The organism is Pseudomonas sp. 22189, assembly GCF_052045635.1.
Lineage (GTDB): Bacteria > Pseudomonadota > Gammaproteobacteria > Pseudomonadales > Pseudomonadaceae > Aquipseudomonas > Aquipseudomonas parakoreensis.
In genome coordinates this window covers 298,814-310,962 of sequence record NZ_JBQEPG010000006.1, presented here as the reverse complement: position 1 = coordinate 310,962, position 12,149 = coordinate 298,814, and the positions used below count along the sequence as shown (strand labels likewise).

Annotated in this window: 12 protein-coding genes; 1 reads left to right on the top strand and 11 read right to left on the bottom strand. The window is 61.3% G+C overall.

Annotation, left to right across the window (positions count from 1 at the left end; genetic code table 11):
• The first annotated feature begins 125 nt into the window (after positions 1 to 125).
• Positions 126 to 1,475: an MATE family efflux transporter gene (locus ACTJKS_RS09045; RefSeq protein WP_108181577.1), complete on the top strand. Its 1,350-nt coding sequence runs from the start codon at positions 126 to 128 to the stop codon at positions 1,473 to 1,475.
• Here ACTJKS_RS09045 and ACTJKS_RS09040 read toward each other — a convergent pair.
• From ACTJKS_RS09040 to ACTJKS_RS08990, 11 genes are all read right to left on the bottom strand, one after another.
• Entirely contained in the window at positions 1,469 to 2,344 is an 876-nt protein-coding gene (locus ACTJKS_RS09040; RefSeq protein WP_108181576.1) for an alpha/beta hydrolase, read from the bottom strand. The genes ACTJKS_RS09045 and ACTJKS_RS09040 overlap by 7 nt on opposite strands.
• Before the next feature lie 12 nt (positions 2,345 to 2,356).
• Positions 2,357 to 3,151: a DUF4123 domain-containing protein gene (locus tag ACTJKS_RS09035; RefSeq protein ID WP_108181575.1), complete on the bottom strand. Its 795-nt coding sequence runs from the start codon at positions 3,149 to 3,151 to the stop codon at positions 2,357 to 2,359.
• On the bottom strand, positions 3,148 to 4,485 hold the full coding sequence (locus tag ACTJKS_RS09030; RefSeq protein ID WP_108181574.1) for a contractile injection system protein, VgrG/Pvc8 family: 1,338 nt from the start codon (positions 4,483 to 4,485) through the stop codon (positions 3,148 to 3,150). The genes ACTJKS_RS09035 and ACTJKS_RS09030 overlap by 4 nt, the downstream gene beginning before the upstream one ends.
• Positions 4,486 to 4,716: 231 nt before the next feature.
• Positions 4,717 to 6,630, bottom strand: coding sequence for an arginine decarboxylase (speA, locus tag ACTJKS_RS09025; protein ID WP_108181573.1), 1,914 nt, complete (start codon positions 6,628 to 6,630; stop codon positions 4,717 to 4,719).
• A gap of 219 nt (positions 6,631 to 6,849) precedes the next feature.
• Positions 6,850 to 7,221, bottom strand: coding sequence for a translation initiation factor Sui1 (locus ACTJKS_RS09020; protein WP_041068080.1), 372 nt, complete (start codon positions 7,219 to 7,221; stop codon positions 6,850 to 6,852).
• A 315-nt stretch (positions 7,222 to 7,536) separates the two neighbouring features.
• Positions 7,537 to 8,094 carry an NUDIX hydrolase gene (locus tag ACTJKS_RS09015; protein ID WP_262947778.1) on the bottom strand — a complete coding sequence of 186 codons (558 nt, stop codon included), beginning with the start codon at positions 8,092 to 8,094 and terminating at the stop codon, positions 7,537 to 7,539.
• A 3-nt stretch (positions 8,095 to 8,097) separates the two neighbouring features.
• The gene (locus ACTJKS_RS09010; protein WP_007963034.1) at positions 8,098 to 9,165 is read right to left on the bottom strand and encodes a DUF2333 family protein; all 1,068 of its coding nucleotides are present in this window, start codon (positions 9,163 to 9,165) and stop codon (positions 8,098 to 8,100) included.
• A 137-nt stretch (positions 9,166 to 9,302) separates the two neighbouring features.
• On the bottom strand, positions 9,303 to 9,755 hold the full coding sequence (locus tag ACTJKS_RS09005) for a hypothetical protein (protein WP_262947777.1): 453 nt from the start codon (positions 9,753 to 9,755) through the stop codon (positions 9,303 to 9,305).
• A gap of 20 nt (positions 9,756 to 9,775) precedes the next feature.
• Positions 9,776 to 10,282, bottom strand: coding sequence for an Hcp family type VI secretion system effector (locus tag ACTJKS_RS09000; RefSeq protein WP_108181570.1), 507 nt, complete (start codon positions 10,280 to 10,282; stop codon positions 9,776 to 9,778).
• On the bottom strand, positions 10,261 to 10,869 hold the full coding sequence (locus ACTJKS_RS08995) for a hypothetical protein (RefSeq protein WP_313902814.1): 609 nt from the start codon (positions 10,867 to 10,869) through the stop codon (positions 10,261 to 10,263). The genes ACTJKS_RS09000 and ACTJKS_RS08995 overlap by 22 nt, the downstream gene beginning before the upstream one ends.
• A gap of 109 nt (positions 10,870 to 10,978) precedes the next feature.
• Positions 10,979 to 12,127 (bottom strand): DUF2515 family protein, encoded by a 1,149-nt coding sequence (locus ACTJKS_RS08990; protein ID WP_108181568.1) that lies wholly within the window; start codon positions 12,125 to 12,127, stop codon positions 10,979 to 10,981.
• Between the last annotated feature and the right edge of the window lie 22 nt (positions 12,128 to 12,149).

The following is a 12,149-nucleotide window of genomic DNA, read 5'->3' as shown; positions in this document are numbered from 1 at the left end:
AGGCGTCAGATCAGCCAAAACGGCTCTGAATGACACACCGTTTTCGCGAGCAGGCTCGCTCCCACATTGGTTTGTATCGCAAGCCGCATGAATCGCTACAATCCCCGCTCCCCCAAGGAGCCCGCATGTCCAACCTGATTGCCGACTGGCGCGACCGTCCGACTCACCGCAAGGTCTGGGCGCTCGCCGCGCCGATGATTCTTTCCAATATTTCCGTACCGCTGGTGGCGCTGGTCGACAGCACCGTCATCGGCCACCTGCCCCACGCCCATCAGTTGGGCGCGGTGGCGGTCGGCGCCAGCCTCTATACCTTTCTCGCCTGGGCCATGGGTTTTCTGCGCATGGGCACCACCGGGTTTGCCGCCCAGGCCGCCGGGCGCAGCGATGGCGCGGCGTTGCGGCAGATTCTGTTGCAGGGTTTGCTGCTGGCGCTGGGACTGGCAATCGTGCTCGGCACGCTCGGCGTGCCGTTGAGCGGTGTGGCCCTGCACTTCATGCAGCCGTCGGCGGAGCTTGATCAATTGACCCGCGAATTCTTCCACACCCGGTTATTCGGGCTGCCGGCTGCGCTGGCCAGTTACGCTCTGGTCGGCTGGTTCCTCGGCACTCAGAACGCCCGGGCGCCGCTGGCGATTCTGCTGAGCACCAACCTGATCAACATCGCTTTGAACCTGTGGTTCGTGATTGGCCTGGAATGGGGGGTGGTCGGCTCGGCCCGGGCTTCGGTGATTGCCGAGTGGAGCGGTGCCCTGCTTGGCCTGTGGCTGACCCGTGGCGCCTTGCGCGCCTATCCCGGGCAAATCGCCTGGGCAGCGCTGAAGGTGTGGCAGAGCTGGCGCCCGTTGCTGGCGGTCAACCGCGACATTTTCATCCGCAGCCTGGCGCTGCAATCGGTGTTCTTCCTGATCACCGTGCAAGGCGCGCGTTTGGGCGATGCCACGGTGGCGGCCAATGCCCTGCTGCTCAACGGCCTGCTGCTGACCGCTCATGCGCTGGACGGTCTGGCGCATGCGGTCGAAGCCTTGTGCGGGCACGCGATCGGCGCCCGCGATCGCCTCGCCCTGCGCCGCTCATTGGTGGTGGCCGGCGGCTGGTCGTTGTTGGCCAGCCTCGGATTTGCCGCGCTGTTTCTGCTGGCCGGGCATTTGTTCATCGAAATGCAGACCGATATCCAGAGCGTGCGCGACACCGCGTTCATCTATCTGCCGTATCTGGCGGTGTTGCCGCTGATTGCGGTCTGGAGCTATTTGCTTGACGGCCTGTTCATCGGCGCCACCCGCGCCCGGGAAATGCGCAATGGCATGCTGCTGACCGTCGCCCTGCTGCTGCCGTTTGCCTGGGCGCTACAAGGGTTGGGCAATCACGGGCTGTGGATAACGTTCCTGCTGTTCATGGTCTTGCGCAGCCTGACGCTCGGCGTATTTGCCCTGTGGCTGCGCCGCGACGACGGCTGGTTCAGCGGCGCCACTCACTGAACCGGCGTGTGTTTGACGAACGCGACGACCTGCTCAAGCACCGGCGCCAAGCGCCGAAGCGGCCGCGACAGGCTCGCCACCAGCGTCACATGACTGGGGCGCGAATAGTACAGATCCTGCACCGGCACACCGGCCTCGCGCAGTTTGCGCGCGAGACCGGCGGTGTTGCGCGTCGGGTTGACCAGATTATCTTTGGTCGCAGCGATCAGCAGCGCTGGAGGCTCGCCCTGCCGGACATGGTTGATCGGCTGCGATTGCGGCGGTGAGTCAGGCCAGAAGAATACCGGGCGCACAGCGGCATTCTTGATCGGCAGAAAATCGTACGGCCCGGCCAGGCCAATCCAGCCGCTGAGGTCTCTCGACGACATGCCCACCGCACCGAGCAGCGCAGGGTCGAGCGCCAGCATCGCCGCATTGTAGGCCCCGGAACTGTGGCCCATCAGGAACAGGCGTTGCGGGTTGCCGGAGAACTCGCGGATATGCGCCCGGGTCCAGGCCACTGCCCGCGCCGAGTCTTCAAGAAACAGCGGATAGCGCACTTGCGGGTACAGCCGATAGTCCGCCAGCACCGCGACGATCCCTCGCGACGCCAGCGCCTCGCCGACAAAGGCGTAATCGCCACGATCACCGCTGTTCCAGCTGCCGCCGTAAAAAAACACCACCACCGGTGCGCCCTCCAGTGGCTGGCGAGGCACGTAGACGTCGAGCTTCTGCCGTGGATCTTCGCCGTAGGCAATGCCCGCCGTTCGCTGGAACGTGTCATCGGGTGTCAGCGCATTGAGCACCTTGACCGGCGAACACCCCGACAGCATCAGCAGCAGGCACCCGCCGAGGATTGAACCAAACCGTTGCCACAGCGGGTTTGTCATGGGTGCCACACCTCAAGATTGATCGTTCTGCCAGTGCCGCCGCACATGGTCGAGCCGTGCCTGCTGGCTCAGCCCGTCCGGCACGTCCGGCAGTTGCGCCCGGGGATGCTGCAAGCGTAGCCATAACCAGCCATCCAGCACCGTGCGGTCGCTGAAACCCAGGCTCAGGCCCTCCTGCACATGGGAGGCCATCCGCGCATAGTCGGTTCCCATGGATTGGCACCAGCGCCAGATGTGTTGTTCCAGCAGACAGTTTTGCAAGCGTTCGCGCTGGCGCCGGGTCAGGCTTTCGTCGACGCTCAGCGGCTCGACCACCCATTGCGGATTGCGCAGTTGCTGCCAGCCCTCACTGCCAATGGCGAGGTCTGCCCAGGTACCACCGAACCAGCGCAGCAGTTGGATCGGCCCGAGCCAGCGGCTCAGGTCGGCGGCATCACAGGCATCGAAGAAGTAACTGGCTGTCTGCCGGTTGTAGTAACCGAGCAAGGCGCGATGATTGAGCCCGAACGAGACGGTCAGCATTCGTCGCAAATGACTCAGAAGAACCTGCAACGAGGCATCGCTTGCGATCAGCAGACCGCGCCAGGTCTGCGGATCACGGTGACACAGCGCCGCCAGTGCCGGGCACTCGTGCAGGTCGACCAGCAGCGGCCCGAGCTCGCTTACCGCCTGAAATTCGGTGCCCTCGAACAGCCGCGTGCAATCGACTGCGGCGAACCCCTGACGCAACGTCGTCAGCGCCTGCCGCGCATCGGCGCCATCGAGCAGCAGCCACTGTGTCTGCGGGGTGAATGGCGCGCCGCTCAAGTGGCGCCGCCCTGTCCCAGCGACGCGACCAGCCGGCAACTGCAGATTGCCGCCGTGCAGTGGTTATAACTGCCACCGCCGGGCACCAGACACAACAGCAACAGCGGTTCGGCGGACATCAGCCACCGCGCCAGACCTGCGCTCGGCAGAACGTCCGGCAGTACCGGAGGCTCTTGGCAGTCTTCGATCAGGGCCGGTTCCTGCAACACACCACTGATCACCGGCTGATCCGGATCGCCCTCAAGAAAACTCACCACCACCTCGACGCCCTCGTCCAACGCTGCCGGCGCCGTCTCGCTCAACGCCGCAGAAAGGGGCAGCCAGCAGTGACTGGCAGCAGCGCCTTCACCCTGATAGAGCCAGTCAAACTGCACCGCTACTGACCGCCATTCGTCAGGCTGGGGCTCAGCGACGGTCACCACCCAGGCCCGTTGCAGACTGTGCATGCGCGGTGGTGTAGCAAGGCTCGTCGGCGGGGCAAGAGGCGCCTCGGCCGAGGCAAGAATCCGGTTGCTGTACGGCGGTTCGCTGGCCGGATCAGCACGATGCTCGATCCGGTTCAGCAGCCAGCGGCGGTTGCACTCGGCAAACGGATGTTCGCTCAGTGCCAGCCACCGCGCACTGCGCAAGGCTGGCAGATCGCTGTGGCCGTGGGCTTTACCGGGCCGAGCCAAACGCTCCTGCACATCGCTGGCATCCACTTGCATCTGCCAGCGCCGGACGCTCGGCAAGTTCGCGTCATCATCCACAGATGCCCCGCCAGCCAGCGGAAACCTTGCGGGATCATCAACGAAGACCAGGCAGTGCCCGTCAGGCCGATGCTCGAAGTAGTAGTCAATTCGCGCCTGCGCGCACAGCCGCTGCACGAACTGCAGGTCCGACTCGCGGTATTGGGTGCAAAACGTGCGTACCGGGTATTCGCCGTGCAAATCAAAACGCCGTTGCGCGCCAGCGATACCGTGCTCCTTGAGGACCTGTGCGAGGATCTGCGGCACACACTGGCTGCTGAAAATGCGCTGACTGAAACGCAGCGCCAGACAACTCAACTTCGGTCCCAGCGTCACTCGGCACAACCGCACCCCCGCCTCGTGCTCATGCTGCACGACGCTCTGCAATTGCCCGCTCAGGCCATTGTGCCTGGGGCCGAAATGCAGGAATGCCGAGCGGTACAGCAGACCGGCCAGGTCCAGTTGCGGGTCATCGATCAACAGGTCGATGTCAAACGCAAAAGGTTCGCTGATGCCCTCACTGCCGGTAAAGGCCAGCACCTCGAAGGGGTCGGGCAGCCCCGTTACATCGAGACGAAACGACGGCTCGTTGACTGATTCGAACATGGGCGGATCTCTACAGGAGGGGCGGCCGGGGATTCTCGCCGAGAGACATGGCCGAGTAGAGAGCTGAAGTACAACTTAGGAAATGACCTACGCGAAAAGCAGACGGGATCACTTCACCGGCTGTGGCAGGCAGTTATTTCGCGGGAAATTTGGGAGATATCCCACCGGGTCATCCGAATTTTCCACCGCTTTCGTGGAAATTTCAGACAACCCGGTGCAACAGCACTTGTCTCAGGAAGACAGGTAGGAGGAGCGGGTCAGACCCAGACGCAAGGCATCGAGGAACTGCGTGCGTTCGCTGGCACTGATGCGGGCACTGGCGCACTTGTCACGGTAGTGGGTCATCAGTTCTTCCGGCGACAAGTGCACGTAGCGCAGCATGTCTTCGATGGTGTCGTGGGTCTCGATACCGGCGTGGTACACGCTGCCATCGGCGTTCTGATAGATGTTCACCGAGTCGGTGTCGCCGAACAGGTTGTGCATGTCGCCGAGGATTTCCTGATAGGCGCCGACCAGGAACACCCCCAGCAGATAGTCTTCACCTTCGTTCAGACCGTGCACGGGCAGGCTGGTCTCGATGCTCTGCTCGTCGACGTACTGGTTGATCTTGCCGTCGGAGTCGCACGTCAGGTCTTGCAGCACGGCACGACGCAGCGGCTCTTCGTCCAGACGATGCAGCGGGATGATCGGCAGCACCTGATCAATCGCCCAGGTGTCCGGCAGGCTCTGGAACACCGAGAAGTTGCAGATGTACTTGTCGGCCAGCTTGTCGTTGAGTTCATCAAGCACCTGACGGTGCGAACGCTGACGGGCTTTCAACGAGTTGTGCAGGCGACGGCACACCGCGAAGTAGCATTGCTCGGCCAGGGCTTTTTCAGCCAGGGTCAGTTTGCCGTCGGCGTACTGCGAGGCCACGTCGCTCATGTAGTGCGTCGCGCGCCAGTAGGTCTCGGTGACCATTTCGATGTCGGTCGGGCCGAGCAGGTCAACCAGCCACTGCACGGTTTCCGGCAGCGCGTCCTTGTTTTCGATCTGTGGCACGTCGTCGTTGTGCTTCTCGACGTCAGTCACTTGCACCACCAGCATCGCGTGGTGTGCGGTCAGCGAGCGGCCGCTTTCGGAGAAGATGTGCGGATGCGGCAGGCTCTGCGCGTCGCAGAATTCCTTGAGCATGCCGACCACGACACCGGCGTAGTCGTCCATGTCGTAGTTGATCGAACTGGCATTGCGCGAGTGGGTACCGTCGTAGTCGACACCCAGACCGCCGCCGACATCGATATGATCGACCGGCAGGCCCAGGTTGCGCAGCTCGCCGTAGTAACGGATCGCTTCCTTGAAACCGTGCTGGTAGTCAGCCAGGTTGGCGATCTGCGAACCCATGTGGAAGTGCAGCAGGCGAATGCCCTGATCCAGGCCCGCGGCGCGGAAACGCTCGACCACCGACAGCAGTTGCGCCGCCGACAGACCGAACTTGGATTTCTCGCCACCGGTGTCCGCCCACTTCGAGGACGCCAGCGACGACAGGCGCACGCGCAGGCCGACCTGTGGCTTGACCTTGAGCGAGGCCGCTTCTTCGATCACCAGGCCGACTTCGGATTCTTTCTCGATCACGATGAACACGTTGTGGCCGAGCTTCTGGCCCATCAGCGCAAGACGGATGAACTCGCGGTCCTTGTAACCGTTGCAGACGATGGTGCCGCCCTTCGGCGCCAGCGCCAGCACCGCCAGCAGCTCAGGCTTGGAGCCGGCTTCCAGACCGATGGAAACGTTCTGGGTGGCGATGATGTTCTCGATCACCGCTTCCTGCTGGTTGACCTTGATCGGGTACAGCGCGGTGTACTTGCTCTGGTATTCCAGGCGCTCGATGTTCGAGTCGAAAGCACCGGTCAGCTGACGGACGCGGTCTTGCAGGATGTCGGGGAAACGTACCAGCAACGGCAGGGACAAGCCGCTCTTGCGCAGTTGGTCGACTTGTTCGAACAGGTCGATAGGCGAACTGCTCGGGCCGTTCGGACGAACTTCGACGCGACCGGCGTCATTGATCGCGAAATACCCGGCCCCCCAATGGCGAATCCCGTAAACACTGCGGCTGTCCGCAACTGTCCATTGGCTGCCATCGTCTTTGCGTGTGCGTCGTACGGACATCGAAGTCCCCTATAAAGAAGTCATAGTGCGTCGCCTGATCGCAGGCCGGCGCAGTCTAAAGAATGAAAATGACGGTTCGTCAGCGCGGCGGTAGACCGCGCTGACCGCGTGTAGTTTAGAAACCGGTCATGAACAGGCTCTGTGAAAACCATGGAGACGACGCCGGATCTGAACTGCTTCAGTGCCGGATCAAGCCGCAGATGGATTTCACAGAGGCTGCTAGCCGCCGGACTTCTTCGCTTTGAAACCGTGCTTGATCAGCTCTGCCAAGAGTAGCTCGACATGATCGCCCTGGATTTCGATGACCCCGTCCTTCAACGCCCCACCGGTGCCGCAACGTTTCTTCAACGTTGTCGCCAGCTCCTTGAGGGCGTCTTCGGCCAGTGGCACGCCGGTGATGGTGGTCACCGTCTTGCCGCCACGGCCCTTGCTCTCGCGACGCACGCGGGCAATGCCGTCCCCGGCCGGGATTACGGTTTGTTTGCAGATACAGGCGTCCACCGGTTTGCTGCATTCCGGGCAATGACGACCTGCGTCGGTGGAAAATACCAGACCACCAAGGGCGGCGAAGGATGCGGCTTTTTTGGCCACCGGCAATCCTCTTGGGAGGACAAAGACTGATCGCGACCTTGGGCAAGGTCATCGACCGCGAAGCCCCACTCAGGCAGGGGCAGCGCTACTGCACCGAAACAATTGAACCGCTCGACTTCGACCTGTAGGAGCTGTCGAGTGCAACGAGGCTGCGATCTTTTGATCCTGGTCTTCAAAATCAAAAGATCGCAGCCTTCGGCAGCTCCTACAGGCCTGTCATCGTTCAGGCCCACATCAAACCATTCGGTGCAGCTTGAAAAGGTCGCGCAGTGTAACGGCAAAAAGCGCAATTGCTAAGAGCCAATCGGCGCCAATTTATGTGTTCTTTGCGACGTCGCTTTGCTGCGCCTTCAGATAGCGCTTCAACGCGGCCAGAGAGTCCGGGCAGTAAGGCTTTTGCTCGATTTCCAGCAGCACCTGTTCGACCGGAATGAAGCGTGCTTCCAGCACTTCTTCCGGCTGCAGCTTCAGCGGACCGTCCCACACCGCGGAAAACGCCGAGCACCACAGGCGATTGCCGGTGTCCTCGAAGAAGAAATGATCGTGGGCAGTCAATTCCACCCCGCTCACCCCCAATTCCTCTTCCAGCTCGCGGGCCGCCGATTCGGCGTAGGTCTCATCGGCCTGCACCATGCCGCCGGCCGCCACGTCCCAGTAACCGGGATAGATCGCCTTGCTCAAGGTGCGCCGATGCACGCAGAGCTCACCGGCACTGTTGAACAGCATGATGTAAGTGCCGCGACCGATCAGCCCACGCTCACGCAGATCGGCCCGCACCAGGGCGCCGATCAGGTTGTCCTGCTCGTCGACCCAGGCGATCTGTTCAGCATCGGAGGCGGCGCGATGGGCCGCCTCTTTGGCGCTCTCGTCCATGACTCAGCCCTGATTGAGCAGTTGACGCAGATCGATCACGGCGGCGTTGGCCCGGGAGATGTAGTTGGCCATGACCAGCGAGTGGTTGGCCAGCACGCCGAAGCCGCTGCCGTTGAGAATCATCGGGCTCCAGACCGGCTCCTGCGAGGCTTCCAGCTCACGAATGATCTGGCGCACGCTGACCGTGGCGTTCTTCTTCGCCAGCACATCGGCGAAGTCCACTTCGATGGCGCGCAGCAGGTGCGACAGCGCCCAGGCCTGACCGCGTGCTTCATAGAACACGTTGTCGATCTGCATCCACGGAGTCTCGACCACTTCCTCGTCAACCTGCGGCACTTCGCCCACCGCCGGTACTTCGGTTTTCAGTGCGGTGTTGAGCTTCACCCGGCCAACACTGGCCGACAGACGTTGCGACAGCGAACCCAGGCGAGTGCCGACATCGCCCAGCCAGTTGTTCAGGTTATCGGCGCGGGCGTAGAACAAGGCGTTTTTCTGCGTTGGATCAGACAGACGCGCCTGATAACGGCTCAGGGAGTTGATGCCTTCCTGATACTCCGACTCGCTCGACGGCAGGATCCAGCTCTTGTTGTCGAAGTTGAAACGCGGTTCGGCTTTTGCCAGGTCGGCATCTTCGGCCGACTGCGACTGCGAACGGGCGAAGTCTTTACGCAGGGCCCGGGTCAGGTCACGCACCTGCACCAGCACGCCGTATTCCCAGCTCGGCGTGTTGTCCATCCACAGGCCTGGCGGGAAGCGGTCGTTGGATATGTAGCCACCCGGCTTGTTCAGCAGAGTGCCGGCAACGGTCTTGAGGGTTTCGACCGTGGTGTAGCCGACCACCATTTGCTTGCCTTCTTTCTCGGCAGCCGCCTGGGCATTTTGTGCCACCGGGAACAGCGCGGGCTCCTGGCTCCAGTACCAGCCCAGGCCAATGGTGACCAGCAGATAAATGCCGATCAGCGTGGCCAGCGCGCGGCTGAACAGCAGCCCGCCCACGTAGCTGCGGGTGGCCGACTTCGGTTCAGCGGCACGTTCAGGCGCGCTGCCCGCGCGGTTCTTCCAGTCCAGCATGGCGATATCCTTTCAATCACTTGGGTTCAACGGTTCGACCACAACCATACAACAACGTGCCAAGGCCGGGCACCCGTGATCGGGTCATGGAACAAAAAACCGCGCGCGGTCGGTGAGCGAAAGGATAGACGCGCCCTTCAGACGCTGAAAATTTTCATTGAAATCGGCCGGACGGCGTCAGCTGCGAACAGATGGGCGATGCCCTCAGCGTCGGTCTTGCGCTGGCTGACAACGCCGTCAACCGTTACGAGGCAAGGCTGCTGCGCCAGCGGCTCACCGGTCATGCTGTCGACAAGACGAAAAATTCGCGGGGTTCGGACGGGCTGCGCGGGGGGATTGTTCATCATCTCGAGCACAGTCTGATCGAAGACCGACGAAGCAACCGGCCACTGGCCGAATTCGGCTTGTGACTTGAGCAACAACCAGTCGCCACACTCGATCTGCCCCAGCACTTCGCTGTCCAGATTGATCAGCAAGCTGGCCCGCAGCTCATCGAGCCCTTCAAGCCGGCGGCGCTCCAGCAATACCTGACAGACGCGCTCCAGCGCCTGATCCACCGGGTAAACATGCTGACGCTCGGCGCTGGTCAATTGAGCATGATGAACCAGCCTCACCCCTGCGCCGCGCCTTGCCACTCGTCGGAGCCCATCGTGCGGCTCACCTCGTGTCGCCAGTAAATGCGCTGGTAGCTGAAATGGACTTTTTCCAGTTGAGTGAAGTGCGACACCGCCGAATCCAGACAATGCGGCATCAGCACCTCGGCACCGACGATCAGCGCATCCTCCAGTTCGATAGGGTAGAAGTGCTCCTGCACGCCTTGGGCGGAGGTGCGATAGAACTCCACGCGACACTGGCTGAGCAGCTCACCGGAACACATCGCCACCTCGATCAGGGGCGATGCCTTGTCGAGTGCCTTGGTGATGATCAGCGGCTTGTGCATCCGCCGCCCCGCGCCCTGCCCCTTGGGAAGGAAAATGCCGTGGCTCAGGGCCTGAACCATGATTTTGTCCTCACGCCCCTTCTGATAGATGTTGCCCACCGACTCCTCGGTGAAGGCCCCGGCACTGATCAGCCCCTGACGGCTGCCATGAATGGTCATGAAGGCTGGGCTGGGCATGGGGTTGCTCCTTTTTGTGGTTGGGGCGGGGGGAAATGGTCGGGTTCGTCGGGGAGCTTTTCGATTTCTTCGAAAGGTATCCAGGGTTCGGCGACCTCAAGGGTGATGAGGTAGCGCTCCTGATCCGGATGCCTGGAGTCTCGAAATCGTGCCAGTGACAGCATTGCCTGGTACTTGTCGCCAGCCTGCCAATAGGACGTGCCCGAGAGCACGCCTTGTCGGACGTATGCACGCCACTGCGGGGTATCCGCCATAGTCGGATCGCGCCGCGTACCCATCGGTTTCCAGCCCTTTGCACACCACTGTGCCTGCAGATCGACTACAACTTTCATCGCATCGTCGATGAGTAAAGGCTCGATTTGCGGGGACATGCGGATGTCGATGACCAGGTTGCCAACGAAAGTCAGCGTAAAAAAACGCGCAAGAGGTGTTTCGAATCCATACTGCGGATCAATAAAGCGAAGGCGGGCGTCAGTCTTCGGGATCCCACCTGAAACGCCGCCTCGGCCGCGACCCCACGCCTTGAATCCGGCTGTCGAGTGCGCTTCCATGTATTCATATGTTCCCCCCATTTTCACGGTAATCACGGGGTCATCCCACAATGGCTGCGTCAGTAGACGTGCGGCGGCTATCGCTAGAACAGTACAAAGCACCAACGCCCCCCAACAGCGCCTGCTGAACAGAAAGAAGTGCAAGTTAACTCCCCTCCATGGTGGCAATTTCATGGATGGATTGTGCTAGCGCATGTCTATCGTCGTTATTGAGCATCTGGTCAAAACGAGCCGCCGCCCGAAGCACGAACGCCATTCGTTGATCGATATCGGATAAATCCGCTAGAGGATTAGTATCGAAACCGATGGTGCGGCCATCATCGACACGCTGGCATTGACTGGTGAGGGTCAACTCGATGGCTTGGGCAACGCCTGAGGGAAAATCCGTTACGTAAGAAAAATGATTGCCACGCAGCAGCGCCACCAGATGAAGGTTTTCGTAGATGGTTGGCTGAAGAATGTTTCGTTGCTCATGCCAAGCCAGATGCTCCACACTTTCGGCAATATTCCCTGCCTCGATCGCTTCAAAAGCATCCAGAATTTCTGTAGAGCGCTTTCCAAACTCAAGTGTTTCCTGCCCCACCGGCCAAAGCACCGGAAACGTGGGGTGCCCATATATTTTTTTCCGCTCACCAAGACACTTCTTCAACTCCGCCAACCCACGCACCGCATAAAACCGGTGCAACGGATGTACATCCAGAAACAGCGTGGTATTGCCCATCGCCATCATGTCGTACACATGCTGGAACTGTTGCTGCGCCACTGACAACGCTTCACCGGGGCCATGGAAATCCAGCGACGACACAGGATTGCGCGCCCGGGCTTCGTCGTACTCGCGCAACGCATCGGCTTGCTCAGGTATTTTTGCAGGAGTCAGCAATCCGGACTCGCGGCGAGCATCCCGCACCCGCTGCCGCGCCTCATGTTCTTCACGAATACGTTCGATACTGTCCGCGGCATGGAGCAGCCCACAACCCACCTGCTTGGAAGCGAAGGCCGCCAGACCCGCCCACTGGAACCGCGGATCGTGTTGCCACAAGCGGGCATAGGCGGCGTTGATCGCCCGGTTGCGTGCAACGGGGTCGGCGATCAGAACGCCCTCAGGCGCGACAACTTTCTCGGCCTCCTGCTGACAGGCGCGCCAGAGGCACTGACACGTCAGTACCGGAACCTCGGTAACCAGCATCTTTTCGCCGTACAGCCACTCTTCCTTGCACTCACACTCGGCGACGGGCGCGGTGGTGTGGTTCAGGCGTAATCCATCGCTGGGATGCGGGTTGAAACATTGGGTCATGGTGGCGAAGGCATCTAAGGGA